This is a genomic window from Streptomyces sp. NBC_00358 (assembly GCF_036099295.1).
Taxonomy (GTDB): domain Bacteria; phylum Actinomycetota; class Actinomycetes; order Streptomycetales; family Streptomycetaceae; genus Streptomyces.
The window spans coordinates 1366218-1392888 of the sequence record NZ_CP107976.1 but is presented as its reverse complement, the minus strand read 5'-3'; the positions used below and the strand labels follow the sequence as shown (position 1 = coordinate 1392888).

The 26671-nt window shown below is 69.9% G+C and carries 20 protein-coding genes and 3 pseudogenes; 9 read left to right on the top strand and 14 right to left on the bottom strand.

What is annotated here, in order from left to right; all coding sequences use genetic code 11:
* Nucleotides 1-25 precede the first annotated feature (25 nt).
* Complete coding sequence (locus OHT01_RS05845; RefSeq protein WP_328552038.1) at nucleotides 26-622, top strand: TIGR03086 family metal-binding protein; 597 nt, start codon at nucleotides 26-28, stop codon at nucleotides 620-622.
* A gap of 116 nt (nucleotides 623-738) precedes the next feature.
* Here the strand turns inward: OHT01_RS05845 and OHT01_RS05840 are convergent.
* Nucleotides 739-1232: pseudogene (locus OHT01_RS05840) on the bottom strand (FBP domain-containing protein).
* Between the two features lie 84 nt (nucleotides 1233-1316).
* On the opposite strand from OHT01_RS05840, the gene OHT01_RS05835 reads away from it, so the two are divergent.
* A complete protein-coding gene (locus OHT01_RS05835; protein WP_328552037.1) occupies nucleotides 1317-2267 on the top strand; it encodes a DUF3626 domain-containing protein in 951 nt (316 codons plus the stop codon).
* A gap of 137 nt (nucleotides 2268-2404) precedes the next feature.
* Nucleotides 2405-3388 (top strand): phosphotransferase family protein, encoded by a 984-nt coding sequence (locus OHT01_RS05830; RefSeq protein WP_328552036.1) that lies wholly within the window; start codon nucleotides 2405-2407, stop codon nucleotides 3386-3388.
* 311 nt (nucleotides 3389-3699) lie between these two features.
* On the opposite strand, the gene OHT01_RS05825 is transcribed toward OHT01_RS05830, so the two are convergent.
* Genes OHT01_RS05825 through OHT01_RS05810 form a run of 4 tightly spaced genes read right to left on the bottom strand, consistent with a single transcriptional unit; the run spans nucleotide 3700 to nucleotide 8318 of the window.
* Entirely contained in the window at nucleotides 3700-5058 is a 1359-nt protein-coding gene (locus OHT01_RS05825; RefSeq protein ID WP_328552035.1) for a GH1 family beta-glucosidase, read from the bottom strand.
* A 35-nt stretch (nucleotides 5059-5093) separates the two neighbouring features.
* Complete coding sequence (locus tag OHT01_RS05820) at nucleotides 5094-5996, bottom strand: carbohydrate ABC transporter permease (protein ID WP_328552034.1); 903 nt, start codon at nucleotides 5994-5996, stop codon at nucleotides 5094-5096.
* The gene (locus tag OHT01_RS05815; RefSeq protein WP_328552033.1) at nucleotides 5989-6990 is read right to left on the bottom strand and encodes a carbohydrate ABC transporter permease; all 1002 of its coding nucleotides are present in this window, start codon (nucleotides 6988-6990) and stop codon (nucleotides 5989-5991) included. The genes OHT01_RS05820 and OHT01_RS05815 overlap by 8 nt, the downstream gene beginning before the upstream one ends.
* A gap of 14 nt (nucleotides 6991-7004) precedes the next feature.
* Nucleotides 7005-8318 (bottom strand): ABC transporter substrate-binding protein, encoded by a 1314-nt coding sequence (locus OHT01_RS05810; protein WP_328552032.1) that lies wholly within the window; start codon nucleotides 8316-8318, stop codon nucleotides 7005-7007.
* A gap of 168 nt (nucleotides 8319-8486) precedes the next feature.
* Between OHT01_RS05810 and OHT01_RS05805 the strand changes: the two genes are divergently transcribed.
* On the top strand, nucleotides 8487-9809 hold the full coding sequence (locus OHT01_RS05805; protein ID WP_328552031.1) for an ROK family transcriptional regulator: 1323 nt from the start codon (nucleotides 8487-8489) through the stop codon (nucleotides 9807-9809).
* A gap of 299 nt (nucleotides 9810-10108) precedes the next feature.
* Here OHT01_RS05805 and OHT01_RS05800 read toward each other — a convergent pair whose 3' ends face one another.
* Together OHT01_RS05800 and OHT01_RS05795 are read right to left on the bottom strand one after the other, a co-directional pair.
* The gene (locus OHT01_RS05800; protein WP_328552030.1) at nucleotides 10109-11068 is read right to left on the bottom strand and encodes an SDR family NAD(P)-dependent oxidoreductase; all 960 of its coding nucleotides are present in this window, start codon (nucleotides 11066-11068) and stop codon (nucleotides 10109-10111) included.
* Between the two features lie 340 nt (nucleotides 11069-11408).
* Nucleotides 11409-12428: a PHP domain-containing protein gene (locus OHT01_RS05795; RefSeq protein WP_328552029.1), complete on the bottom strand. Its 1020-nt coding sequence runs from the start codon at nucleotides 12426-12428 to the stop codon at nucleotides 11409-11411.
* A gap of 330 nt (nucleotides 12429-12758) precedes the next feature.
* On the opposite strand from OHT01_RS05795, the gene OHT01_RS05790 reads away from it, so the two are divergent.
* Together OHT01_RS05790 and OHT01_RS05785 are read left to right on the top strand one after the other, a co-directional pair.
* Nucleotides 12759-12995, top strand: a complete 237-nt coding sequence (locus OHT01_RS05790) for a hypothetical protein (protein WP_328552028.1) — start codon at nucleotides 12759-12761, stop codon at nucleotides 12993-12995.
* Nucleotides 12996-13420: 425 nt separating this feature from the next.
* Nucleotides 13421-15142 carry an acyl-CoA dehydrogenase gene (locus OHT01_RS05785; protein ID WP_328552027.1) on the top strand — a complete coding sequence of 574 codons (1722 nt, stop codon included), beginning with the start codon at nucleotides 13421-13423 and terminating at the stop codon, nucleotides 15140-15142.
* 132 nt (nucleotides 15143-15274) lie between these two features.
* Here OHT01_RS05785 and OHT01_RS05780 read toward each other — a convergent pair whose 3' ends face one another.
* Entirely contained in the window at nucleotides 15275-15973 is a 699-nt protein-coding gene (locus OHT01_RS05780) for a hypothetical protein (RefSeq protein ID WP_328552026.1), read from the bottom strand.
* A 136-nt stretch (nucleotides 15974-16109) separates the two neighbouring features.
* Nucleotides 16110-16970: pseudogene (locus OHT01_RS05775) on the bottom strand (DUF2252 domain-containing protein); the annotation flags it as partial.
* A 122-nt stretch (nucleotides 16971-17092) separates the two neighbouring features.
* Between OHT01_RS05775 and OHT01_RS05770 the strand changes: the two are divergent.
* Complete coding sequence (locus OHT01_RS05770) at nucleotides 17093-18673, top strand: ISL3 family transposase (protein WP_328551266.1); 1581 nt, start codon at nucleotides 17093-17095, stop codon at nucleotides 18671-18673.
* On the opposite strand, the gene OHT01_RS05765 is transcribed toward OHT01_RS05770, so the two are convergent.
* From OHT01_RS05765 to OHT01_RS05755, 3 genes are read right to left on the bottom strand one after another with little or no spacing between them, the layout of a single operon-like run.
* Nucleotides 18640-19131: a hypothetical protein gene (locus tag OHT01_RS05765; protein ID WP_328551032.1), complete on the bottom strand. Its 492-nt coding sequence runs from the start codon at nucleotides 19129-19131 to the stop codon at nucleotides 18640-18642. The two genes, OHT01_RS05770 and OHT01_RS05765, sit on opposite strands and share 34 nt — an antisense overlap.
* Nucleotides 19132-19175: 44 nt before the next feature.
* Nucleotides 19176-21515, bottom strand: coding sequence for a tyrosine-type recombinase/integrase (locus OHT01_RS05760; protein ID WP_328551033.1), 2340 nt, complete (start codon nucleotides 21513-21515; stop codon nucleotides 19176-19178).
* Nucleotides 21512-22582 carry a tyrosine-type recombinase/integrase gene (locus tag OHT01_RS05755; RefSeq protein WP_328551034.1) on the bottom strand — a complete coding sequence of 357 codons (1071 nt, stop codon included), beginning with the start codon at nucleotides 22580-22582 and terminating at the stop codon, nucleotides 21512-21514. The genes OHT01_RS05760 and OHT01_RS05755 overlap by 4 nt, the downstream gene beginning before the upstream one ends.
* A gap of 204 nt (nucleotides 22583-22786) precedes the next feature.
* On the opposite strand from OHT01_RS05755, the gene OHT01_RS05750 reads away from it, so the two are divergent.
* Nucleotides 22787-23461, top strand: a complete 675-nt coding sequence (locus OHT01_RS05750) for an alpha/beta hydrolase (protein ID WP_328557994.1) — start codon at nucleotides 22787-22789, stop codon at nucleotides 23459-23461.
* 29 nt (nucleotides 23462-23490) lie between these two features.
* On the opposite strand, the pseudogene OHT01_RS05745 reads toward OHT01_RS05750, so the two are convergent.
* Nucleotides 23491-24063, bottom strand: a pseudogene (locus OHT01_RS05745) (DUF2252 family protein); the annotation flags it as partial.
* A gap of 121 nt (nucleotides 24064-24184) precedes the next feature.
* A complete protein-coding gene (locus OHT01_RS05740) occupies nucleotides 24185-24511 on the bottom strand; it encodes a carboxymuconolactone decarboxylase family protein (RefSeq protein ID WP_328552025.1) in 327 nt (108 codons plus the stop codon).
* Between the two features lie 322 nt (nucleotides 24512-24833).
* On the opposite strand from OHT01_RS05740, the gene OHT01_RS05735 reads away from it, so the two are divergent.
* Complete coding sequence (locus OHT01_RS05735) at nucleotides 24834-26657, top strand: glycoside hydrolase family 15 protein (RefSeq protein ID WP_328552024.1); 1824 nt, start codon at nucleotides 24834-24836, stop codon at nucleotides 26655-26657.
* Nucleotides 26658-26671 lie beyond the last annotated feature (14 nt).

The following is a 26671-nucleotide window of genomic DNA, read 5'->3' as shown; positions in this document are numbered from 1 at the left end:
TCGTACGGCTTCAGGAGGCACCGGAATGAGCAAGGTCGAGGGCATCGAACTGCTGACGCGGGCGCACGACCGGCTGCGCGAGGCGGTCGCCGGCGTCCCGGAGGGCGCGTGGGGCGCGCCGACTCCGTGCGGCGAGTGGACGGTGCGCCAGGTGCTCAACCACGCGCGACTCGATCAGCAGGCGTACGGCGCGGCGATCACCGGCAGCGGGTGGCCCGAGGAGGACGCCTTCCACCCCGTCGACGGGCTGGGCGCCGACGCGACGGCATCGCTCGACAAGGTCCTCGCCGATGTCGCCGGCGTCTACGCGGGGCTGCCCGCCGACGCCGACGAGGTGGCGACGCCGCTCGGCCCCCTGCCGCTGCGGGTGGCGGCCGCGGCCGCTGCCATGGACGCGGGCGTGCACGCCTGGGACATCGCCGTGGCGACCGGCCAGACTTCCCCGCTGGACGACGATCTGGCCGAGGGCATCCGGCTCGCTGCGGACCGGCTGGCCGACCACCTCCGCGCGTCGTTCGGCGTGTTCGCCGCCGCGCGCGAGGTCCCGGAGGGCGCCGGCCGGGCCGAGGAACTGCTCGCCTTCCTGGGCCGCGACCCGCACTGGACCCCGGCCGGTTCCTGACGCGTCCGGCGCCGGGCCCGCGGCGGAGAGCGGCCGGATGCGTGTCGTGGAGCCCGGCGCTCCACGACGTACCAGCCCCGCCTCCCCCTGGGCCCCGGTGCCGGACCCGTCGCGGGTCAGTCGTCCAGCTTGGCCAGGAAGGCGAACAGATTGCCGACCGTCCGGGCGATCTGCTGCTCGGTCGTGAGGGTCTCCTCGAAGCGGCTTCCCGAGCGGAGGTCCCTCTTCCCGCGGACGTAGAGGGAGCAGGCGAGGTCGGCGCAGCTGTAGATGCCGACGGAATTGCCCTCGCGGCCCGCCGCACCCGCCTTGCGGGCCGTCATCAGGGAGACCCCGTCGCCCGGGTGCGTGGTCAGGCACAGCGAACACATGCTGCGGTGCGGAGCCCGCGCCGGGAGGAGGGGAGGCGCAGGCAGATGCCGGCTAGGCCACCGTCCCGCTCGGCGACGAGATAGCCGCGGTCCGGGGCTCCGGGATCTCGCCAGCCCAGGAAGTCCAGGTCGTCCCAGGGACGTTCGTCGAGATCGCGAGGCGTCGCGAGCCGTTTGGCCTCGCCCCGGGAGCAGTTGAGAAAAGAAGTGCGGATGTCCCGCTCGGTGAGTGATCTCATGGGGAGTCCTCCTGGGTGCCGACGACAGAACCTAGGGGTCCTAGGTTTTTGTCGAAGGTATCTAGTTTCATGAGGGGGGAACCAATGGATTTCGGGGAAGGCCCGACGGAGCGGCACGGGGATGGGCCGCGGTTCGGGGGTGCCCCGACGGCAGGGCACCGGGGCACCCCGCGGGAGCGGGCCCTGCGCCATGTCGCGGCCCGGTCCTCGGGGCCCGCACTCGATCCCGCGCTGCGGCTGACCCTGAACTTCCACCCGGACCGGCGCGTGCGCGGGACTTCGATCCTGGAGGCGTTGGCCCAGGACGGCTTCTACCGCTCGCAGTTCGTCACGGGTACGAGCAACGGCGGGCTGACCGCCCACCCAGGCGGCGACCGGTGGCGCTGGGAGAGCCGGATCTTCGGAGGGGCCTACGACACCGCCCCTCCCGACGAGCGCCCGGTCTACGGCGCCCTCGACTTCCGTCGCCAACCGGTCGGGGCGGCACCCCGGTTCGGCTCCTCGTACTTCCGGCTGACCGGTGCGACACTGCGCCGCGCCACCTTCTGCTACCCCGACAGCGCGGCCGAGCCGTCCGCGTTCGGCGTCGCGGCCGGGATGTCCCTCGTCGAGGAGGCCGAGGCGGACGGACGCGACGCCCTCGACGACTACATCGAGGCACAGGTGCACGGACGGGTCGAGGTAGCCCGAGACGTCGAGACGCTGGTCCTCGACGCCTGCTACCGGGGCACACCCGTCGAGGCCGCCGCACGTCTCCTGCCCTGCCCGCTCGCCTGGCATCCCGGATACCGGCTGGGCACGGAGGAGTTGCGCCTGCACCCCGGCTTCCGGGGTCCCGAATTCGTCGAACTCGGCGCCCGTATCGCCGAGGACGGCGTCCTCGACCCGCGGATCATCGGGGACGCCGCCCGCAGCGGCCGCCACGACCCGCAGGACCTGAAGAAGGTCTGGCACTGCCTCGCCCGCTTCGGCGCTCCCCCGGGCGCGGGCACGGCGACACGCGACACCGCAGGCGCCAGGACGTCCAGCGGGTAGGAGCGAGCGGCCGGGTACGGGAGGACACCCCCTGCGTTCTGCCGGGCGCGGTGGACTCGACGCCGTACATCGGCGGCGGCCCCGTGGTCCCATCTGGCAAAGTGGACGCGCCAGTTGGGCGACCCGAGGGGGAAGGCGTGGACAGTTGGGAGCGGGCGAGACGGGTGCTCGACGAAGCGGGCCTGGCGTCCGGGAGCCTTGCCGGGTGCCGGATGCTGTCCGGCGGCACCTACAACGCGGTCGAGGAGCTCCGGCTCACCGACGGAACCAGATACGTACTGAAGGTCCCACCGCCGGACACCGCCCCGGCCCTGGCCTACGAGAGGCATCTCCTGCTCTCCGAGGCGGAGTTCTATCGTCGGGCGGCCGAAGCCGGCGTACCGGTGCCCCGGACGGTCGGGGAACCCGGCGACGGCCACCTGCTGATGACGCACTGTCCCGGCGAGCCCTGGGGGAACCTCCCCGATGGTGAACGAGGTCCGCTCCGACAGGAGTTGGGCCGGATGGTGGCCCGGTTGCACCGGGTGTCCGGCCCGGGTTTCGGCTATCCCTCCGGAGCGCTGGGCCCGCTCGCCCCCGACTGGCGGACCGCGTTCACCGCGATGTACGACGCCCTTCTGGACGACGCCCGCCGCTACCGGGCCTGGCTCCCTCGCCCCGTGGACCAGGTGGCCCGCGTGGCGCGGACCGCGTTCGACGCGCTGGACGAGGTCACCGTCCCCAGCCTCGTCCACTTCGACCTGTGGCAGGGGAACATCCTGGTCGAGCGGACCGCGGCGGGCCCCAGGATCGGCGGTCTGATCGACGGTGAGCGCATGCTCTGGGGGGACCCGCTCGCCGACTTCGTCTCCCTGGCCCTGCTCGGAGACATCCGAGGTGACGCTCACTTCCTGACGGGCTATCGAGAGTTGGCCGGGTCGGTCGAGTTCGACGAATCGGCCACGAAACGACTTGCGCTGTACCGCAGTTACCTCTACCTGATCATGCTCGTCGAGACCGTGCCCCGCGCTCCCGGCGACGAACGCGTCGCGTGGGTGCGCAAGGTGGTGGCCCCGCTGCTGACGGCCGCCCTCGACGAGATCGCCGGCATCGCGGCCGCTCCTGGCGACGGGAACGGCTAGCGCGGCTCCCGCGCTGCCGATTCCCGGCGGGAGCGTTCGGCGAGGCTCGCGCCAGCCGTTCCGGCGGGAGCGTTCGGCGAGGCTGCCGCGCCGGCCGTTCCCGGTGGGGGCGTTCGGCGCGGCAGCCGCGCCAAGTGCTCCGGACCGACCGGAGCACCTGGCGCGGCTTCAGCACCGAGCTTCTCGGCAGGTTCACCCGGCGCGGCTCCGCGCCGCGCCGTTCCCGGCAGGAGCACCTGGCGCGGCCTCCGCGGCGAACTGCCCCTTGCGGGACAGGACCTGGTGCCGCTCGCGCGCCGTCGCCGTCGCCGTCAGGCCGCGTCGCGTGCGCTGCCGCGGTGCTTGCGGACGATCTCCGCGTACCGGTGACCGCTGCCCTTGATCGTCCGCTGCTGGGTCTTGTAGTCGACGTGCACCAGACCGAACCGCTTGTCGTAGCCGTACGCCCACTCGAAGTTGTCCAGCAGCGACCAGGCGAAGTAGCCGGCCAGCGGGACGCCCTTGCGGGCGGCCGAGGCGCAGGCCGCCAGGTGCTGTTCGAGATACGCGAGGCGCTCCGGGTCGTGAACGCTGCCGTCGGGGCGTACGACGTCGGGATAGGCGGAGCCGTTCTCCGTGACGTACAGCTTGCGGGCCCCGTAGTCGTTCGTCAGGCGGAGCAGCAGGCGCTCGATGCCGGCGGCCTCGACCTCCCAGTCCATCCCGGTGCGGGGCACGCCGGGACGGCTGACCGTGCGCACGTGCGGGGCCGGACCGGTGGGGTCGTCGACCACGCTGGACGGGAAGTAGTAGTTGAGCCCCAGCCAGTCCAGCGGCGCGGCGATCGTCTCCAGGTCACCGGCGGCCTCGGGGAGTTCGACCCCGTAGACCTCCAGCATGTCGGCGGGGAAGCCGCGGCCGTGCACCGGGTCGAGCCACCACCGGTTGGTGTGCCCGTCCAGCCGCTTCGCCGCCGCGACGTCCTCGGGACGGTCGGTGTTCGGCTCGATGCTGGAGAGGTTATTGACGATGCCGATCTGAGCACCCGGCGCCGCGGCGCGGATCGCCTGCGTGGCGAGCCCGTGGCCGAGCAGGAGATGGTAGGAGGCGCGGACCGCGGCCGTCAGGTCGGTCAGGCCCGGGGCCATCCGCCCCTCCAGGTGGCCGATCCAGGCCGAGCACAGCGGCTCGTTGAGGGTGGTCCAGTGCTGGACGCGGTCCCCGAGCCGCTCCGCCACGACCGACGCGTAGGCCGCGAAGTGGTGCGCCGTGTCACGGGCCGGCCAGCCGCCCCGGTCCTGGAGCACCTGCGGCAGGTCCCAGTGGTAGAGGGTGACCGAGGGCGTGATGCCCGCCTCCAGCAGACCGTCGATCAACGCGTCGTAGAAGTCGAGCCCCCTGGCGTTGACCGGGCCGTCGCCGCCCGGCATCACCCGCGGCCAGGCGATGGACAACCGGTAGGCGTTCGTGCCGAGTTGGCGCATGATCCCGATGTCCTCGCGCCAGCGATGGTAGTGATCGCAGGCGGCGTCCCCGTCGTCGCCGTTGTCGATCTTGCCGGGGGTGTGCGAGAAGGTGTCCCAGATGGAGGGGGAGCGGCCGTCCTCGGCGACGGCTCCCTCGATCTGGTAGGCCGACGTGGCCGTTCCCCACAGGAAGTCCTCGGGGAGGGCGGCAAAGTCGATGGTCACTGAAGTCCCTTCGTCATCAATGGGGTTGGCATGGCTCACTTGACGGCGCCCGCCGTGAGACCGGCGACGAGATAGCGCTGGAGCAGCAGGAAGCCGGCCACCACGGGGACGCTGACGACCAGCGAGGCGGCCATGATCTGGTTCCAGTACACGTCGTTGAGCGTGGAGTAGCCCTGCAGTCCGACGGCGAGGGTGCGGGTGGCGTCGTTGGTCATCACCGACGCGAACAGCACTTCGCCCCAGGCGGTCATGAAGGCGTAGACGGCGACGGCGACGATGCCGGGGATCGCGGCCGGGACGACGACCCGGAAGAGCGCGCCGAGCGGCCCGCAGCCGTCCACCAGCGCCGCCTCGTCCAGATCGCGCGGCACCGAGTCGAAGTACCCGATCAGCATCCAGATGGAGAACGGCAGCGAGAAGGTCAGATACGTGAGGATCAGACCGCCGCGCGAGCCGAACAGCGCGATCCCGGTCGCGTTGCCGATGTTGACGTAGATCAGGAACAGCGGCAGCAGGAAGAGGATGCCGGGGAACATCTGGGTGGACAGCACGGTGACCGTGAAGACACGCTTGCCGCGGAAGTTGTAGCGGCTGACCGCGTAGGCCGAGAAGACGGCGATCACGACCGAGCAGATCGTGGCCGCGCCCGCCACGATCAGCGAGTTCACGAAGTACCGCGCGAGCGGCACCGTCGACCAGATGTCGACGTACGGCCGCAGCGTCAGGCCGCTCGGTATCCAGCGGAACTTCCCCGAGACGTCCGCGAGCGGCTTCAGCGAGCTGGAGACCATGACGTAGACGGGCACCAGGACGAAGCCGGTGAGCAGGGTGAGGAAGATCCGCCGCGACCACAGGAAGGACCGCGGCGGCGCCATCGGCGAGCGGGGGGCGGCCGACCGGGCGGTGGCCGGGCGGGTGGTGGTGGAGATGCTAGACATCGGCCGTCTTCCTTCCCCGGGAGGTCAGCAGCAGGTAGACGCCGGTCACCACGAGCAGGAAGAGCAGCAGCAGCACGGACATCGCCGAGCCGGTGCCGAAGTTCCAGGTGACGAAGGACGCCTGGTAGATGTGGACCGAGATGAGGTCCGCCGCGTCCGGGGCGGTCTTGCCGAACAGGACGAACGGCGTGTTGAAGTCGTTGAACGTCCACAGGAAGAGCACCAGTACCAGCACCTGGTTGACCGGCCGCAGTGACGGCAGTGTGATGCGGCGCACCTGCTGCCACAGGCCCGCGCCGTCCAGGGCGGCGGCCTCGTACAGCTCGCCCGGGATGTTCTGCAGGCCCGCCATGACGATCAGGAAGGCGAACGGCCAGCCCTTCCACACGGACACGGTGAGCAGCGCGTAGAAGCTGTTGTCGCCGATCAGCCAGAAGGACGGCTTGTCGGTGAGGTGCAGCTGGTCGTGCAGGACGTGGTTCACCAGGCCGTTGTCGTGCTGGAACATGAACACCCAGGTGATCACGGCCGCGTACACGGGCAGCGCGTACGGCACCAGGAACAGGGCCCGCAGCACACCCCGCCCCACGAAGTTGTCCTGCATGTAGATCGCGGCCGCGGTGCCGATCAGCCAGCACAGGCCGACCGACAGGAGCGTGAAGGCGATGGTGACGAAGAAGGAGTGCAGCAGCGCCTCGCCGACGGGTTCGTCGAAGTGCACCGACACCGAGTAGTTGTCGAAGCCGGCCCAGGGCGCCGTGCCCCAGTCGCGGATGTAGAACTGCGTGAGCTCCTTGAAGCTCATCACGATGCCGATCACCATCGGCACCAGGTGGACGAGGAGTTCGAGCACCAGCGCGGGCAGGAGCAGCAGGTAGGGGAGTCCGATGCGCTTGATCCGCCCGGTGCGGCGCGGGCCGCGCGCCGCACCGGGGGAGCTCTTGCGCACCGTCCGCTCGCCGGATTCGGCGGAGGCGGCGGTCGTGGTGGTCATGGAGGTGTCCGCACTCACTTCTTCGGCATCTGCTGCTGGGCCTTCTCGAGCGCCGCCTTCACCGACGCGGTGGTCACCGCACGGCCGCCGGCGGCGTCGGCGAACAGGCCCTTGATGGCCGTGCCGACCGCGGTCTCGAACTGGGACTCGTCGGCGACCTGCGGCAGTGCCGCGGCGCTCTTGGCCAGGGTGTCCTTGAGAACCGCGTTCGAGGGGGAGTTGAACGCGGTGTCCGTCTGGGCGGTCTTGACCGGCGGGATCGAGGTGTAGGCGCCGTTGAGGATCTTCTGCTCGGCGTCGCTGGTCAGGAACTTCACGAACTTCGTGGCGCCGTCGAGGTTCTTGGTGTTCTTGAACACCGCGAGGTTGATGCCCGCGACCATCGAGTTGACGTTCGCGCCCGTGCCCGGGGTGCCGGACTGCACGGGCACCGGAGCGATGCCGTACGCGTCCTCGCTCATGCCCTGCGCCTTGAGGTTGGCGGCCGCGGACTGCCACAGCAGCATCGCGTTCTTGCCCTTGGCGAAGTCGCTCACGGACTGGTTCTGCGCGTACTCGGCGTTGCCCGGGGCGATGATCTTGTCCTTCGCCATCAGGTCGACGTACTGCTTGACCGCGGAGACGACCCCGTCGTTGGTGAAGTCGGCCGTCCCGTCGGCGGTGAAGAAGTCGGCGCCGTGCTGCTTGGCGAAGACGAAGGCGTGGTGGATGTTCTCCGAGGCGTTCGAACCCTCGGCGCCGAGGCCCCACTTGCCGCCCTTGGAGAGCTTCTTGCCGTCGGCGACCAGCTCGGCCCAGGTGGCCGGCGGGCCCGAGATACCGGCGTCGGCGAACGACTTCTTGTTGTAGTAGAGCGCGTACGCCATCGAGTACAGCGGCACCGCGGCGGGGTCCTTGCCCGCCGCGCCGGTGGAGCCGAGCGCGGAGTCGACGAAGCGGTCCTTGCCGCCGATCTTGGCGAAGTTCTTCGCGTCCCACGGCAGCAGCGCGCCGGTGGCCTGCAGGGAGGCGCTCCAGGTGTTGCCTATGTTGAGGACGTCGGGGCCCTGGCCGGAGGTGGTGGCGGTGAGGATGCGGTTCAGCAGGTCGGACCAGGGGACGACCTCCAGCTTCACCTTGATGCCGGTCTGCTTCTCGAACTTCGCCAGTTCGGGGGCGAGCGTCTTCTTGTCGATCTCGATGCTGGCGCCCTGGTTGGACGCCCAGTACGTGAGCGTCTTCGGCGAGGCGTTGGACCCGCCGCTCGACGAGCCGCCGCCACAGGCGGTCGCGGCGGTCAGCAGAGAGATGGTGACCGCACCTGCGGCCGCGGCTCGGATTCTGCGCATGGCTGCTTATGTCCCTTTCCCGGAGGGAGCCAGGAGGGGCGTCCGCGTTCACTTCCCGAACGATCCTCATGGCTTAATTTAGGACGTGAGTTAAGACCCGGAAGAAAGTCGCGTCAAGGGATCGCGCAGGGGTATCTTGCAGTTCGGGCAGGCCGGAAGGGACATCACATGGCGGGGCGGAACGGACGGACAGTGCGTGACCTGCGACGGGGCAACCGCACCGCCGTACTACAACGGTTGTATTTCGACGGGCCGATGAGCCGCTACGAGCTCGGTCCCGCGACCGGACTGAGTTCCGGATCCATCAGCAACGTGGTCGCCGAACTCGTCACCGACGGCCTGGTCGAGGAGGCCGGCAGCGTCGACTCCGACGGCGGCCGCCCCCGCACCCTGCTGCGGGTCGTGCCCGGCAGTGGCCACATGATCGGCGTCGACGTCGGTGAAACCCGCGTCCGTATCGAGCTGTTCGACCTCACCCTGACCGAACTCGCCCGCGCCGAAAGGCCGTTGGAGCGCCAGGGCTACGAGACCGACCGCCCGCTCAGGCGCCAGGAGTACGACGTCGACGTCATCGTCGGCCATATCCGGGACGGCATCGCCGAGGTCCTCGCCGAGGCGGACATCGCCCCCGGGCAGCTCCTCGGCGTCGGTATCGGGGTGCCCGGCATCGTCGCCCGCACCCCCGAGCGGGGCGCGGTGGTGCACGGCCAGACCATCGGCTGGGACGCCGTCCCGCTGGAGTCCCTGCTCCGCTCCGCCTGCGAACTCCCCGACGCCGTGCCGTACTTCGCGGACAACGGCGCCCGCACCCTCGGCCAGGCCGAGATGTGGTTCGGCGCCGGACGCGGGGCCCGCAACGCGGTGGTCGTCCTCTTCGGCTCCGGTGTCGGCGCCTGCCTGGTCACCGAGGAGGTGGAGAACGGCCGGTCGGTCGAATGGGGGCATCTGACCGTACGGGTCAGGGGTCGCCGCTGCCGCTGCGGTGCCCTCGGCTGTCTGGAGGCCTACGCGGGCGCCGAGGCGCTCCTGGACCGCTGGCGCGAGGAGGGCGGGCGTCCTCCGGAGGGCACCGACGAGGAGACCGCGCTCACCGCGATGCTCGCCGCCGCGTACCCGCCCGAGGGGACCGAGCCGGACCTCATCGCCCTCGCCGTCCTGGAGGAGACCGCCGAGTACTTGGGCGCGGGGCTCTCCGACCTGATCAACCTCTTCCAGCCCGAGCGCATCCTCATCGGCGGTTGGGCCGGCCTCCAGCTCGGTTCCCGCTTCCTGCCCGCCGTCCGCCGGTACGCCTCCTCGTACGCCCTGCGCTATCCGGCCCAGCGGGTCACCATCGACCTCGGTCGCCTCGGCCCCGACGCCGTCACGGTCGGCGCCGCGATCCTGCCGCTGGCCGACTTCTTCGCGCGTGGCGGCCGACGGGAGGAACCGGTACCCACGGGCCCGTCACCCGCCTGGCGCACGGCCCTGGAGGAACGGGCGCCGCACTGACCCTCCCGGACCACCGGACGGCGTACCGGCCGCCGCCCCGTGCTCTCGCGCGCCCCCATGCCGTACGCCGCGAGCCCCGTCGACGGCGGAGCTGGTGCCCGACAGCAGGTTCAGGGTCTACGAGAACGCGGGCCACGGCCTGTTCGCCGCACGCCGCGAACAACTCACCGCGGATATCAGGGAGTTCACGGCAGACTCCTGGTGCGCCGGAGCCCGAGCCGGAGCCCGAGCCGGAACCGGAACCGGCGCCGGAACCGGCGCCGGAGTCGAGGGAGCCGACGCGCCCACCCCCGCGTGGTTCACGCGAAGGCGTTCACCCCGGTCAGCTCCGCCGAGAGTTCCCACAGCCGGGCGGCTTCGGCGGGGTCGGTCGCGTAGCCGCGTACGCCGGTCCGGGTGCCGTCCGCCGGGGCGTTCTCGGCGATGTCGCAGTCCTCGCAGTACACCCCGCCCAGTCCCGCGAGCCGCGGTGAGGTCGCGGCCCACACCTGGGTGGCCGCACCCTGTCGGGGCGTCTTGAAGCCCTCGGGGTCGAGCGGCTTGCCGTCCTCGTCGATCCAGCCGCGCTCGACCATCTCCTGCTTGGGCAGGTGCCGCTGGAGCGGGGTGAGGATGCCGCCGGGGTGCAGCGAGAAGGCCCGTACGCCGGAGTCCCGGCCGCGCCGGTCGAGCTCCACGGCGAACAGCACGTTCGCCGTCTTCGCCTGGCCGTAGGCCTCCCACTTGTCGTAGCCGGTCCGCCAGTGCACGTCGTCCCAGCGGATGCCGGAGTAGTGGTGGCCGGCGGAGGACACGGACACGACCCGCGCGCCGCCCGGCTCGATCGCCGGCCAGAGCCGGTTGACCAGCGCGAAGTGACCGAGGTGGTTGGTCGCGAACTGGGCCTCCCAGCCGGGGCCGACCCGGGTCTCGGGGCAGGCCATGATGCCGGCGCTGTCGATGACGATGTCGATGACACGGCCCGAGGCGAGGAACCGTTCGGCGAAGGCGCGCACGCTGTCCAGGTCGCCGAGGTCGAGCTCGTCGGTCTCGACCCCGTCGACGCCTTCCAGTGCCTCGCGCGCGGTCGCCGGGCGCCGGGCGGGGACCACGACCCGGGCGCCCGCCCCGGCCAGCGCCCTGGTCGTCTCCAGGCCGAGCCCCGAGTAGCCGCCGGTGACGACGGCGAGCTTGCCGGAGAGGTCGATTCCCTGGAGGACGTCGTCGGCGGTGCTCCGGGCGCCGAATCCCGAACCGATCCTGTGCTGTGCAGTGCTCATGCCCGCACGCTACGAATTGGAGCGGACTCGAAGTCAACCGGACACGGCCGGAGAGGCGAAGGGCGTCCCCGGTCCGGACCGACCGGTCCGCCGCGCCGTGCTTCGGTCCGGGCAAGGGAAAGACCCCGACCGGACGGGGGAATCGCGGTCGGGGTCGACTGTGGTGGGCACCGATGGCGGTCGCCTCTCGGCGAAACGCTCCGCAGGGCTTCAGCCGGACGATCGTCCCTGCGGGCAGAGGTGAGGCCCGGGGACACTGTCCCATCCGCACCCACGGTTTGTTCAACGGGTAACTACCTATGGGTGTTCCCCGGAACGACCCCATGGGCGGTGACGTGCGTCACGGCGTCTCCCGGGTCCTGGCCCAGGCCAGCAGCTCGGGCAGGGCCCACGTGTTGACGACACGCTCCGCGGGGACCCCGCACTCCTCGGCGCGCGCGCAGCCGTAGATCTGCCAGTCCAGCTGACCGGGCGCGTGCGCGTCGGTGTCCAGGGAGAACAGGACGCCCGCGTCGACCGCCTCGCGCAGTAGCCGGCGCGGCGGGTCGAGGCGCTCCGGGCGGCTGTTGATCTCGACGGCCGTGCCGGTCTCGGCGCAGGCCGCGAAGACCGCGTCCGCGTCGAACTCGGACTCGGGCCGGCCGCGACCGCCGAGCAGCCGCCCGGTGCAGTGCCCGAGCACGTCCGAGAGCGGGTTGCGTACGGCCGCGACCATCCGGCGGGTCATCGGCCGCGCGTCCATGCGCAGCTTGGAGTGCACGGACACGACCACCACGTCCAACCGCTCCAGCAGTTCGGGCTCCTGGTCGAGCGATCCGTCGTCGAGGATGTCGCACTCGATGCCGGTGAGGAGCCGGAAGGGAGCCCATCGTTCGTTGAGGTCGGCGACGACCGCCAGTTGTTCGCGCAGCCGCTCCGGCGACAGGCCGCTCGCCACCGTCAGCCGCGGTGAGTGGTCGGTGAGCACCGCCCACTCGTGGCCGAGCCGCGCGGCCGTACGTCCCATCTCCTCGATCGGGCTCCCGCCGTCCGACCAGTCGGAGTGCAGATGGCAGTCCCCGCGCAGCAGTGCCCGCAGGGCCTCGCCGCCCTCGGCGAGCGGTCCGGAGGACTCCCGCTCCACCTTCTGCAGGTAGCCCGGCACCTCGCCGGCCAGCGCCTCCCGCACCACCTGCGCGGTCTTCGGGCCGATGCCCTTGAGCGACTCCAGCGCACCCGTCCCGGCGCGCTCGCGCACCTCGTCGGGGGGCAGCCCGGCGAGCAGGGTCTGCGCAGTCCGGAAGGCCCGGACGCGATAGGTGGGCGCCAGACTCCGTTCCAGCAGGAACGCGATCCGGTCCAGGGCCTCGACGGGGTCCATCGGCACTCCTTCCGGCGGTCGCGTCGGCCGCCGCACGCTCCACCCCCCAGGGTTGCCCAGCCGACGCGGGAGCGCACGGCGGATCAGCGCCCCGGGGGCTGCGACGGGTCCCCGGCGCGACGGCTGTGACCGGGGCCCTGGCGCGGCGCCGTGACGGGTCCCTGGCGGGGCGGCCGCGGGTCCCCGGTGGCCGGACCGGGCGGCTCACCCGGCTGGGCGAACGCCCGGATCGCCGCCGCCCGCGCCGGGTTCCGGGCGGCGCGGGCGGCAGGCTCCCGGTGCTCCACCGCTGACCAGCGGGAACGGCGGGAACCGCTTTACGCTCTAGCTATGACCGAAAGTGCGAGCCCTCACATCTCCAACCCACGGATCATGGTGCTCGGGGTGCAGCCGGGCACGCCGCCGTTCCGGATCATGGAGATCGACGGCGAGATGGTCGGCGAGGCGAAGGCGATCACGGACGTCCTGGAGTACGCGGCGGCGTACGGCATCACGGTCCACGATCTCGACGACCCCGACGTGGTCCGCTGGGTGGGCGGCGACAAACTCACCTGGCATCCGCGCTGACGCCACTCGGGCCCCGCGGGTGCGTCTCGCAGCCGCTCGGGCTGAACCCGGGCGGATTCGGCCGAACGCGGCCGCACTCGGCCGAACCCGGTCTGTAAACGGCCGGACCCTGCTGCACCGGGTCGCACCCGGCCGGCCGGGCACGTCGAACGGCTGCGTGTCCACGTACGGAAACTCCTCGCCGGGGTCCGGAACGGGGGCGTTCACGGCCGCGGCGACGCCGTACGCCACCCCGCCCGGCTCGACGGGTTCCCTGCCCGGGACAGGATCGGATTCGACCGCACCTCGCCCGGCCCCGCCCAGCACGCCCTCGAACGAGGTGACTTCACGGCCCATGACACCCTACTGGAGGGTAACAATGTCCTGGTCCCCTGCGCCGGAGCACCGGCGGACACCTCAACTCGCATTCGAGAGGGAAACTTGCCATGGCGAACAGCCTGCTCTTCAACCCGCACACCTACGACCCGGCGCACTTCGACCCGGAGACCCGCCGCCTGCTGAGGGCGACCATCGACTGGTTCGAGACCCGCGGCAAGACGGCACTGCTGGGCGACTACATGGACCGCGCCTGGTACGCCGACTTCCTGGAGTTCGCCGCCAAGGAGGGCCTGTTCGCCACCTTCCTCACCCCGTCCGCCGACGGCGGGGGCGACGCGAACAAGCGCTGGGACACCGCCCGGAACGCCGCCCTCAACGAGATCTTCGGCTTCTACGGCCTCAACTACTGGTACACCTGGCAGGTCACCATCCTCGGCCTCGGCCCGGTGTGGCAGAGCGCGAACCCCGAGACGCGCGCCCGTGCGGCGCGACTGCTCTCCGAGGGACACGTGATGGCCTTCGCCCTGTCCGAGAAGAGCCACGGCGCCGACATCTACCAGACGGACATGGTCCTCACCCCCGACGGTGAGGGCGGCTTCCGCGCCGACGGTTCCAAGTACTACATCGGCAACGGCAACGTCGCCGGACTGGTCTCCGTCTTCGGCCGCCGCTCCGACATCGAGGGCCCCGAGGGCTACGTCTTCTTCGCGGCGGACAGCCGGCACCCGGACTACCACCTGGTGCAGAACGTCGTGAACTCGCAGATGTTCGTCAGCGAGTTCCGCCTGGAGGACTACCCGGTGCGCGCCGCGGACGTGATGCACACCGGCCAGGCCGCCTTCGACGCCGCGCTCAACACCGTCAACATCGGCAAGTTCAACCTGTGCACGGTGGGCGTCGGCATCTGCGAGCACGCCATGTACGAGGCGGTCACCCACGCCCACAACCGCGTCCTGTACGGCAACCCGGTCACCGACTTCCCGCATGTGCGCCGTGAGTTCACCGACGCCTACGTCCGGCTGGCCGCCATGAAGCTCTTCAGCGACCGGGCCGCCGACTACTTCCGCTCCGCCGGTCCCGACGACCGCCGCTACCTGCTCTTCAACCCGATGACCAAGATGAAGGTCACCACCGAGAGCGAGAAGGTCATCGACCTGCTCTGGGACGTCATCGCGGCCAAGGGCTTCGAGAAGGACACCTACTTCGACAAGGCGTGCCGGGACATCCGCGGCCTGCCCAAGCTGGAGGGCACGGTCCACGTCAACCTCGCCCTCATCCAGAAGTTCATGGGCAACTACCTGTTCCAGCCCGCCGATTACGCGCCCGTGCCCACCCGCCTCGATCCGGCGGACGACACGTTCCTGTTCGCGCAGGGTCCGGCCCGCGGTCTGGGTGCCATCCGCTTCCACGACTGGCGCATCGCCTACGACCGGTTCGCCGCGCTGCCCAACGTCGCCCGCTTCCGGGAGCAGGCGGACGGGCTGTGCGAGCTGCTCTCCCGGCACACCCCCGACAAGGCCCAGCTCCGGGACCTCGACTTCTCCCTCGCCCTCGGCCACCTCTTCGCCCTCGTGGTCTACGGCCAACTGGTCCTGGAGCAGGCCGAGCTGACCGGCCTGGACGAGGACCTGCTGGACGAGATCTTCGCCGTCCTGGTCCGTGACTTCTCCGGCTACGCCACCGAGCTGCACGGCAAGGCCGCCGCCACCGAGGACCAGGCGGCCTGGGCGCTGGCCGCCATCCGCCGCCCGGTCGCCGACCCGGAGCGCCTGGCCCGCGTCTGGTCCCAGGTCGAGGCCCTGTCCGGCGCCTACGAGATGCGGCCCTGACGCGGAGGCCTGCGGTCGCGCGGAGAACCCGCGGCCGCAGGCCCCCGGCGCGCGGGTCGGTCGTCCGCGGCCGGCGCATGCCACGGGACGGCGCCCGGGACCGTCACGGCGGCCCCGGGGCTGCGCCGACCGTCACGGCGGCTCCGCGGCCGCTGTCCCGGTCAGGGCCGAGGGGGCGAGTACCCACAGCAGGGCTCGGCCGGTCAGGGGTGTCGTGGCGATCAGGGTCAGGTAGATCTCCACGAGCGATCCGTCGCCGGTGAGGACGTCGAGGTCACCGGTCAGGCGGCCCAGGAGGTAGATGACGGCGTCGACGATCAGCCAGGAGGCCAGGTTGGCTCCGATCCACCAGGCCCAGCGTCCGGTGACCTTGCGGAGCACCATGGACTGCGACAGGCCGAGCAGGGGGCCGAGCGCCAGGCTCTGGCTGGCGGCCAGCAGGTAGGTCGTCGACACGTCCTTGCCGGAGTCCTGGGCGGTGATCACGGCAGGCATGATCACGAGGAGCCAGGCCAGCAGTGCCGGCCCGATGTTGGCGGTGATCCACACCTTGCGGGGAAGGGGCACCCGCTGCCGTACGACCAGCCATTGCAGGGCTCCCAGAACACCCCCGAACAGGATGGCCCCCAGGGTGGCGATCAGGAGTGCCACCAGGACGTGGCCGCTGGCGAGATCGAGGTGGAGGGCGTCGCTGCCGAGCAGCGCCAGCACGAAACCGGCGGTCAGGACGGTGACGAAGGCGAGCGTGTTGTAGCCGATCCACTCCCAGTAGAGGCGGGTGTTCCAGCCGCCGGCCGAGGCCGCCGCTGGGCCGGTACCGGAAGCGGGCATCGTTCGTTCCTCCGGTGTCGGTGATCCCTCTGCTGCGGACGAGTTCGGTCCGTTCCGAGGCGTGCAACGTATCCACGCGAGCCGTTTCGGCCGGGGTCGTGGTGCGTCGTCCGCAGGGCCGGTCGGCGAGGGCCGGTCAACCGGCCGGGACGTCCTCCGCGGGCAGCCGTCCCGCCCGCACCGCGTCGACGAGTGCCTGATGATCGCGCTCGTTCTGGTCGGCGTACGCCTCCGCGAAGGTCACGAGAGCCCGGTCGAAGGAATCCTTCTTGCCGAGGTAGGAGGCGATCGCGATCCGGTCGCCGGACCGGGCGTGCGCGCGGGCGAGGGTGAGGCCGCAGAGGCCGCCGAAGGTCTCCAGCTGAAGGGGCGACATCATCTCCGGCATCGCGATTCCCTTCCAGTCGCGCAGTTGCCGGACGTAGAAGTCGCGGCGCTTGCCGTCGATGCCGTCCACCCGTTCCCAGCCGAGGAAGATGTCGCTCGCCGCCTGCATCAACCGCTGTCCCGCGACCACTCGTTCGCCCTGGTTGCGGTACTGGCTGGCCCCGACGTGGTCGGCGAGGACGGAGGTGTCGGCCTCCTTGGCCTGCAGGAACAGCGGGTCGCGGCCGTCCCGTCCGAGGAGCAGGATGATCCAGCACCGGGTGCCGACACTGCCGACTCCGACCACCTTGCGGGCGACGTCCGCGAGTTGGTAGTCGTCCAGGAGGAAGCGCCGGTCGGACGGCAGGGTGATCCCGTACCGCTCGATGAGTCCTCTGAACTGGCGCTCCAGCATGGCGCGTTGGGAGTCGGGAAGCAGATCGGCGATGGGCACGAGCAGCGGGGGGTCCGGCGCGATCATCGGGCGCCCGTCGACCTGCTGCGTGAGTTTCTCGAAGACCTGCACGGTGTCGCGCGAACGGGCCTTCGCCAGGGCGTGGTCCAGCTTCTTCTGGCCGCCCTTGCTGAGCTGGCCCGTTGTGAGGTCCCGCAGTCGCTCGGCGTCGATTCTCGGGCTCTGGCGCACTTTCCGTGGACTATCCACGCTGAGTGACGATTGTTGGGCGAGCAGGCCCGGGGCAGGTTGCCCGAAAATAGCCTGCCTCCGGTTCGGTGTGGCTGACGGTTCGGCTCGTGGAAGAAGTGGTGCTACGGCTGGAGGAGTTGCTGTTCCCGTCGATCGCGGACGTGGCGGTGCTGTCGGTCGACGTGAACGATGAGTCGGTGCGCATCGAGGCTCGGAGCACGGCGGCCGAGTCCGTTTGCCCGGGCTGTCTGTGCTGGTCACGGCGGATTCACAGCTCCTACCTGCGGTTTCCCGCTGACGTGCCCAGCGGTGGCAGACGGGTCGTCCTCTGCTTGCGTGTCCGCAGGTTCCTCTGCCCGGTCATCTCCTGCGGGCGCCGGACCTTCGCTGAGCAGATGCAGGGGCTGACCCGTCGATACGGCCGGCGCACCGAGCGCCTGCGGTCGGCGCTGGCCGCGGTCGGCCTCGCGCTCGCCGGACGGGCCGGGGCCCGCATGGCGAGAGTCTTTGGCGTGTCCGTCAGCCGCAGCACGGTGCTGAGGCTGGTCGAAGCTTTGCCCGACCCGGAAGTTCCCGCCCCGCGCGTGGTCGGGGTCGATGAGTACGCGACCCGCAAAGGGCGTCACTACGGGACCGTCCTGGTCGACGTCGAAAGCAGGCGTCCGGTGGACCTGCTGCCCGACCGGGAGGCTTCCAGTCTGGCCGCTTGGCTCGCGAAGCGGCCCGGGGTGGAGGTCGTATGCCGCGACCGGGCACCGTTCTTCGCCGAAGGGGCCACCGCCGGGGCGCCCCAGGCGGTGCAGGTCGCGGACAGGTGGCACCTCTGGCACAACCTGAGCGAGGCCGCTGAGCGTTGTGTCGCAGACCACCGCGGGTGCCTGCGGGTCCTGGCGCCGGATCCAGCCCAGTCCGTCCCCCAGCCGGAGAAGTTCACAGACCCGTCCGGCTCGCCGTGGCCTACCGGGCATCGTTTCGCCGACCGCACCCGCGCCAAGCACGCGACCGTCCACGAACTACTCGCCGCCGGGCTCAGCCGGAGGGCGATCGGCCGCCAACTCCGTATGACCTCCCGCACCGTCAAACTCTTGGCCGACGCAGCCACCCCGGAGGACCTGTTCCACGGCCAATGGCAGGGCCGGCCGTCCAAACTCGACGCCTTCAAGCCCTACCTGGATGACCGCTGGAACCAGGGCTGCACGAACGCCTGGACCGTGTGGGAAGAGATCGTGCCACTCGGCTACCAGGGCAGCTACCAGCGGGTTCGCGCCTATTTCCGGGAGAAGCGGCTCTCGTCGGGCCCCGTCACAGCTCGGCCACCGTCACCCCGCGTCGTCGCCGGATGGATCCTTCGCCGGCCGGAGACTCTCAACGAGACGGAGCACCTTCGGCTCAAAGCCGTTCTGGTCCACTGCCCTGAACTGGACGCCCTCACCGGCCACGTCCGCTCCTTCGGCCAGATGCTCACTGAGCGCCAAGGTGAACGGCTGCCGCAGTGGCTCGATGCAGTCCGGCGAGACGATCTCCCTGGCCTCCACACACTCGCCGCCGGCATCGACCGTGACCGCGATGCGGTCATCGCCGGCCTCACCCTGCCCTGGAGTTCCGGCGTCGTCGAAGGACACGTCAACCGCATCATTCTGTGGAATCAGCGATGTCAAGCCGTGTGCTTGTGCATCACGTCGAGGTAGTGCCGATCGCGGTGTGGAACATGGTGGTCCCGGCCGGGCAGGCTGAAGACAGCGCAGACCTCGGCGGGCTGGGTGGGGATGCTCGACTGCTCGCCGAAGGTGAGGACGGGGTTGACCTCGTTGTGGCAGCCTGCGGTGTCGAGGGCCGTGATCAGTTCCTCACGGAGCACAGTGGCCTCGAACGACTCGGAATCAGGCAGGACGAGCGGCGGGAGACTCGCCGTTGATCCGGGCCAGAGGTCGATCCAGATGCCGCTGACAGCCCTCTGGGTGACGACCAGTCGAAGGCCTCCCCATGCATAGGGATAGCCATCGATGTCGGGGCCCTTCATGAGGAGGGCGGGGTGGGGGCGCCCGCGACCGAGGAGATCCTCGGCCTCGGTCAGGGGCATTCCGCAGTGAAGCGGCCCGATCCTGCCAGTTCGAGCGAAGTCGACGAGCACGTTCATCAAGGTCACGGCAGTGACTGTGACACTCTTCCGCGCCTGTGCGCACTCCGATATCAGCGCGATGCGCAACCCGTCCCGCCCTGTCGGACGTCGACAAGCGGCAGGAGGCGGGTTGTCGCTGGCACGTCCAGTTCGCGTGGTGTCGGGCCGGCCGGAGTGGGTGTGTCGGCGAGGCGGTCAAGTAGCCGGTCTAGGGCCGCCTGGCCGTCCTCGATGGCTGCCTGCTCGTCGTCGGTCAGCGGGATGGACACGGCCGTCTTCTGCAAGTTTCCTTTGGCTTCCAGCAGTTGGGATCGCGTGGATTCCTTTGGGGTGTAGAAGTCGCAGCGTGCGCAGGCCATGCGGTGCTGGCACTGTTCGAAGAAGGTGTAGCTGCAGTAGCCGTGCCCGAGGTCGTAGTGCTGCCAGGGCTCACCGCCAGCGGCGGCACCGGAGGCGACCGCGTCCCGGTCGACCAGGACCTCGATCGTGCGGACGTTCCGCTCGAAGTAGCCCGCCTCGGAGTATGCCTTGGACAGGGTGTTCGGGGTGATCTTCGCGTAGTACTGGGTGGATTGCGGTGATCGGTGTCCGAGCCAGGCTTGCAGTTCGAACAGCGTCATCGGTTCCTTGGCGTTGTAGAGCTGGCTGGCGATGGTGGACCGGGCCCGGTGGCTGGTGATGTTCCCGCGGACGTCGGCGTCCGGGACTCCGGCCTTGCGGCAGAGCATCGGGATGACCGTGTTGTTGATGTAGTGCGTGGAGACGCGGCGGGCCCGGATGGCGAACAGCAGGTCGACGCGCTCGCCGGTGCGGCGGTCAGTGAACTTCGGTTGATCCGGGCGGACGGCCTGCCAGGCATCGACGGCCTGGCCGAGGATCGGGTCGACCGGCTTGCTGAAGGCGGTGCCGGTCTTGTGGGGCGGGACGTCGAGGAGACAGACGGTGTCGCGGGCTAGGACCTGCTGCGAGTCACCGGTGATGGGGGTGCCGTCGTGCTGCCAACGGATGCAGCCCACCCTCAATCGGGCTATCTCGTTGCTGCGTTGACCGGAGAACAGCCAGGTCAGTGTGACTGCGCGGACCAGTTCGAAGGGGTAGAACTGCCCGGCCTGGGACTGCGGGAGATCAGCGGCTTCCAGGTTCAAACCCGCCCACAGAAGCTTCGCCCAGACCTCATCGGCGATCACCCGCGGGTCAGGGCCGAGGAGGGCTGTGATGCTGCGAGGGATCGCCAACGAGCGCAGTGGGTCGAAGCTGCGGGGCAGCCACTCCCATTCCTGGCAGTCCCTGAAGAACGTTCGCAGCGCGGTGATCTGCCCGGCCTTGGTCGCCGCTTCGAGCGGCTTGCCGAGACGGTCCCCCAGGCCAGCCGTCCGCTGAACGTAGTCACCGACCCTCATCCGGTCCACTGCGGCGATCCAGGTCGCGCAGGTCTGCCGCGTCCAGTCCGTCGGGTCAGCAACGTCGGGCTTTTCCGCGGCTATCCACCGGCCCACCCTGAGGAGGGCGGAACGCATGGCGCCACGGACGCCCGGGGTGAGCGTAGAGGTGGCGTACCAGCGATCGACCCATTGCTCCCACGTCTTCGCGCCGCCGGTCGCCCGTACCGACTGGCGGCCAGTGATGGGCTGCGGAGGATCACAGAACCCGAGTTCGGCAACCGCTCGCTGCGTGGCGTGCAGCGTGTAGCGCTGTGAGCCGGCCAGCATCTTCTCGCGCCGGACCCGGTCGAACAGCGAGGTGTCGAGATCCTCCAGATGCGGGCTCCGGTTGAGGAGAAGCAGCTGGCAGACGACCATCGGCAGCAGCGTGTCGTCGTCCCGCCCCAGTTGATAGCCCCAGGACGCGAGGACCGCGCGGATGCGGGCGATCTCGCTGCTCACCAGGCCGCGTCCGAAGATCCGCCAGGACAGGGTGAGTCGCTGGAAGCTGCCGAGTCGGTGGAATTCGTTGAAGGAGCCCAACAGGTAGGCGTGCGCGGCAAGATAGGGGCGGACCTCGTCGTTGACCCAGCCCGGGGCGTGCTGGTGGAACTCGGTCTGGTTGCGGCCGAGCAGATGGATCCACTCCTGCGAGGTCCATCCCCAAAAGGTTCGGCCGGTCTCCGCGCAACGTGTCAGCAGCACAGCGATCACGTCGAGCATGGCGCGCCGACGGTGTGGGGTGGGTGGCGAGTCCAGAGCGGCGTTGACCGCCTCCAGCGGGACCAGCAGACGGCGGATCACTCGCCAGCTGGCAGCAGACGGGTCGTGGTCCTTGAGCCGGCGCAGATTCCGCACCCCGAGTTCGCTCACTGCCAGTACCTCGGCGGGCCGGATCTCGACAGCAGTGTCGTAGTGGTTTGGGATGATCGGCCAGGACCAGCGTTCGGGGCCGTTCTCCTCAGGCAGGGCCAGCCGGGATGTACTCACCGTGCCACCTCCGGCAACGTGCCGTTCGAGGAGGCGAGCGCCTCTATTCGCCACGCGTGGATGTGCTCCATGCCGCGGGCGAGCTTATCGGCCAGGTCCCGGCCGGACAGGTGGATGTACTGAAGCGTGGAGTCGGTGTGACGGTGGCCGGCGAAGGATGCGATCGCGTGCAATTCCCAGCCCATCCGGGCCAGATCGGTCAGACACAGGTGCCGGGTGGTGTGCGTGGAGAACTGCGGGACGTCGGCCGTCACGGCGATCCGCCGTATCACCTTCGACCACGTCCACAGGCTCAGCGGTTGGCCGTAGTTGCGCCGTGATTCGGAGAGGAACAGCGGGCCTCTCGCCCGGCTGACCGTGGCCCGGTGGGCAAGGTAGGCCGACATCAGCACGCCGGTCGACGCCGAGTACGGCACCACCCGTTCCAGTCGGTTCTTCGTCGTCTCCGCGCGTACCCGCAACGTACGGTGAGCCGGATCCAGGTCATCGGTCCGCAGCGAGCACAGCTCTTCGCGCCGCAGCGCGGCATCGTAGGCCAAAGCCAGCATCACCCGGTTGCGGACCGGCTCCCCCCGCGCGACCTCCAAGATTCCCAACCACTGCTGTTCGCTGGGGATCCACGGCAGCTTCGTCAGCCGCGGCACCAGGCCACGCTGGTGCCCACCCCAACGACGGCCCGGCGTATAACGGCCCCGACCCACCGGATTGGACTCCCGCAGTCCCTCTTCCATCAGGAAGTCGTAGAACAACCGCACCGGCACCAGCCGCTGCTGGATCGTGGCGTTCGCCAGACCCGACCCCGAATCGATCGAGACCACGTTCACGCCCCGACGGCTCGGCCGCGCAGTCAACTCCCTTACATAAAGGGCAATATGAGCCCGACTGGCAGCGAGTGGGTCGACCCCCTCTCGTTCGCACACCACCAGGTACTCGGCCAGCCCGCGGGCGTAGGCATCGATCGTCCGAGGCGCACGGCCAAGATCGCACCACACTTGCAGCCAGCCCGCTGCCCTCTCGTGGCGCCCCAGCACCGGCCACTTCTCCGTCACTCCCACAGCGGCGCTCAAGCCGTCTCCCAAGTTCGTGGCTACACCAGGGAGACATGATCACCCCGGCAGATTCCACGTAACTTTTAAGATGCTCAAGCGCCAGATGTTCGGCCGAGCCGGATTCGCCCTCCTGCGCAAACGTGTGCTTCTGGCGTGATCGGCGGCGCGCAGGTGATCATGGCTGCGGGAGAAGTGAATGCTCTGCTGAATCGGGGGATCTTCGTGAGTGGTGTGGTGTTGGTACACGGCCTGTACCACGACCCCCAGCACTTCAACCTGGTCGTCGGGGAGTTGGCTGCTGCCCGAGTCGAGGTCGCTGTTCCGGAACTGCATCGTGGCTCGCTTCAGGCCGACACCGAAGCGGTGCAAGCAGTCGTTGATGCCATGGAACAGCCGCCCCTGGTTGTAGGCCACTCTTACGGCGGGTCAGTCATCACCGGCCTGACAGGTGCTGCTCATTTGGTGTACCTGGCAGCCTTTGTGCCTGCTGAGGGCGAGAGCGCGGCTCGTCTCGGTGGTTCGACCAAGATCCTCGCCTCCTCCATCGTGCAAGACGGAGACGGCGTGACCCACGTGGATCCCGCGGCGGCCATAGAAGTGTTCTACGCCGACGCCCCGATCGAACGTGCGACCTGGGCAGCGTCGTTGCTGCGACCCCAGAAACCGGGATGTGGCCGCGGCGTACCGGAATGCCAATCGTGGCAGAACACACCTTCCACCTACGTCATCTGCACTCAGGATCGCGCGATTGAACCCGACCTGCAGAGGGAGATGAGCAGGCGCTGTTCCAGCACATTGACGTGGCACACGAGCCACTCACCCTTCATCAGCCAGCCCGGCAGCGTCGCCGCCGTACTACGGAGCTTGCTTCTTCCCAGCACCGGACACTCTCAGTGACCGATCACGGAAAATGAGCCAGAGCCGATTCTCGCGTACCAGACGTCGAGGTTGCTCATGCCGGCGAAGCGGATCATCGCTTCGCGGTACGAGCGCACGGTGGCGCTCACGATCCGGGCGCGCTCGGCGTCGTCGAGGCCGTTCGCCCGCGCGGCGATGACGAAGCTCGCCGACAGCCGCTTGACGTCCCACTCCCAGGGGCCCGGCAGTGTCTCGTCGAAGTCGTTGATGTCGAACATCAACTTCCGCTCCGGCGAGGCCAGTAGGCGGAAGTTGAGCAGATGGGCGTCTCCGCAGAGCTGGGCGGTGATTCCCGAGACGGGGCTGCCGGCCAGGTCGGACGCCATGATCGCGGCGGCGCCGCGGTAGAAGCGGAACGGGGACTCGGTCATCCTGCTGTACCGGATCGGCACCAACTCCCGCACCCGGGCCGCGGACTGCCCCTCCAGGATCGCCAGCGGGTCCGGTCTCTTCGGACCGGGCTTGTAGACCGCGTGGCCCGACCGCGGACAGCGGCGCCGCGCCTCCTTGCCGAGTGCCACGCGCTCCGCGGGTGTCGCGTGGGGTGACGTACGCATCGCGGTGCTCGCATGCTTGGGCATCGTCGGCTCTCCTGCCTGGCCCCGCGGCCTCCGGAGCGACCGGGGACACGGCAGCCGGAGTGCTGCCGTGGTCCCCTGTTCGTGGGCCGCGCCGGTCGTCCGTTCCTGGTGGCGTCTGCTCTCAGCCCTGGTCTTCGATCGCGGCGTCGGCGACGGCGATCGCGATGCCGAGTGCCGCCGTGATGTTGCCCGCTGCCGTCATGACACGGGCCGTGCCCACGATGGGTGCGATGGCGACCAGGACGTCCTGCAACTGGGCCGCGGTGATGCCTGTTTCCATGGCGGGGCCGATATGGGCCATGTAGGAGATCGGCGGGGCGTCCGAGGCGGCCAGGGCCGCGATGCGCGTGAGCAGCAGCATGTCCGGGGCCAGCCCGCAGCGTTCGATCGAGTCGACCGTCATCGCGGCGAGCGTGTCCAGGACAGGTGTTTCCGACGCAGTGGCCATGTTCGGGTGCCTTCCCGTGGGCTTCCGGCGCGACGTGGGAACGGTGGCGGAGCATCGAGCATCCGCGAGCGCCGGACTTCCCCTCAACGGTAGATCCGTCCCGGGTACCCCGCATGGCGGCGCGGGACGAGAGCCGGGGGCCGTCGACGAACGGGTGGCCCCGGGGACGGGAACGGGCGGATCAGGCGACCTCGGCGGCAGCCTGCTGAACGGCCTTGTCGAGCCGCTCACGGCCGGATTCACCCGTCTGCGGCCCCGGGAAGCGCCCGTATACGCCTTGTCGGAGAGTGGACCGCGTCGGCACTTCCCGGATTGGACGCCCATGGACCGCTATCCCCCCATCGCCAACCACGGTCTGGTGGGCGACCTCCAGACCGCCGCCCTGGTGTCGTCCGAGGGCGTGGTGAACTGGTTCTGCTCGCCGAGGTTCGACTCGCCCAGCGTGTTCGCCTCGCTCCTCGACCACGATCGCGGCGGGTACTTCCGGCTGGCACCCGAACACTCGGACGTGACGTGCAAGCAGCTCTACTACCCGGACACCGGAGTCCTGGTCACGCGGTTCATGTCACCGGAGGGCGTCGGCGAGGTCGTCGACTGGATGCCCGCGAACACCAGCCGCACCCCCACCGACCGCCACAGCCTGATGCGGGTGATCCGCGTGGTGCGCGGCACCGTGCGGTTCCTCCTGGAGTGCAGGCCGCGGTTCGACTACGGCCGGGCTGACCACGAACTCGATCTGCGGCCGCAGGGGGCGGTGTTCCGGGGGCCCGGAATCGCCGGTCACCTGCAGGCCACCTTCCCGCTGGAGCGCGACGGGAAGGACGTGAAGGGCGCGGTGACCCTCGGAATCGGCGAGCAGGCCGTCGCGGTGTTCACCACCTGCGCCGTCGACGGCGAGGCGCCGCCCCCGCTCACGGTCGACGGCGTGACGGAGGCGCTGTGGCACGAGGTGGACTTCTGGCAGAAGTGGCTGCACACCTCCCACTACCGCGGCCGCTGGGCCGAGATGGTGAACCGCTCCGCCATCACGATCAAACTCCTCACCTACCACCCGACCGGCGCGCCCGTCGCCGCCGCCACCATGGGTCTGCCGGAGCAGGTCGGCGGCGAGCGCAACTGGGACTACCGGTACTCGTGGGTGCGGGACGGCTCGCTCTCGGTGCGGGCCCTGCTCGACCTCGGGTTCGCCGAGGAGGCGTCGGCGTTCATGAAGTGGCTGGGGGAGCGGATGCGCGACCGGGCCGACCTGCCGGGCGAACGCCTGCAGATCATGTACCGGGTCGACGGGGACCCGTATCTGACCGAGGAGATCCTCGACCATTGGGAGGGCTACCGGGGATCGAGGCCAGTCCGGGCAGGCAACGCCGCCGCGGACCAGTTGCAGCTCGACATCTACGGCGAGGCCCTCTACGCGATGGCCGAGGGCGTGGACGTCAGCGAGGAACTGGGATTCCACGGCTGGAAGGGGCTCGCCCGGACGCTGGACTGGCTGTCCGACAACTGGGACCGCCCGGACGAGGGCGTCTGGGAGACCCGCGGTGGCCGCAACGACTTCACGTTCAGCCGCGTGATGTGCTGGGTCGCCTTCGACCGGGGGCTGCGCCTGGCGACGGAACTCAGCCGGCCCGCCGACATCCCGCGCTGGCGCCACGCCCGGGACAGCATCCTGGAACAGGTCATGGACAAGGGCTGGAGCCAGACCGAGCAGGCCTTGGTCCAGCACTACGGCGGGGACGTCCTGGACGCCTCGCTGCTGTTGATCCCGCGCGTCGGGTTCCTCTCCGCGAAGAGCCCCGGCTGGCTCTCGACCCTGGACGCCATGGAACGCAAGCTCGTCTCGGACAGCCTCGTGTACCGGTACGACCCGGCCGCCTCCCCGGACGGCCTCCGCGGTTCGGAGGGCACCTTCAGCCTCTGCACCTACCTCTACGTCGACGCCCTGGCCCGGGCCGGACGGGTCCGTCCGGCCCGCTACACCTTCGAGAAGATGCATACCTACGCCAACCACGTCGGCCTGTTCGCCGAGGAGATCGGCCCCAGTGGTGAGCAACTGGGCAACTTCCCGCAGGCGTTCACCCACCTGTCCCTCATCATGGCCGCGTCGACCCTGGACGAGGCCATCGACCGGAAACGCCAGCGGGGCTGACACCGGGCACGGAC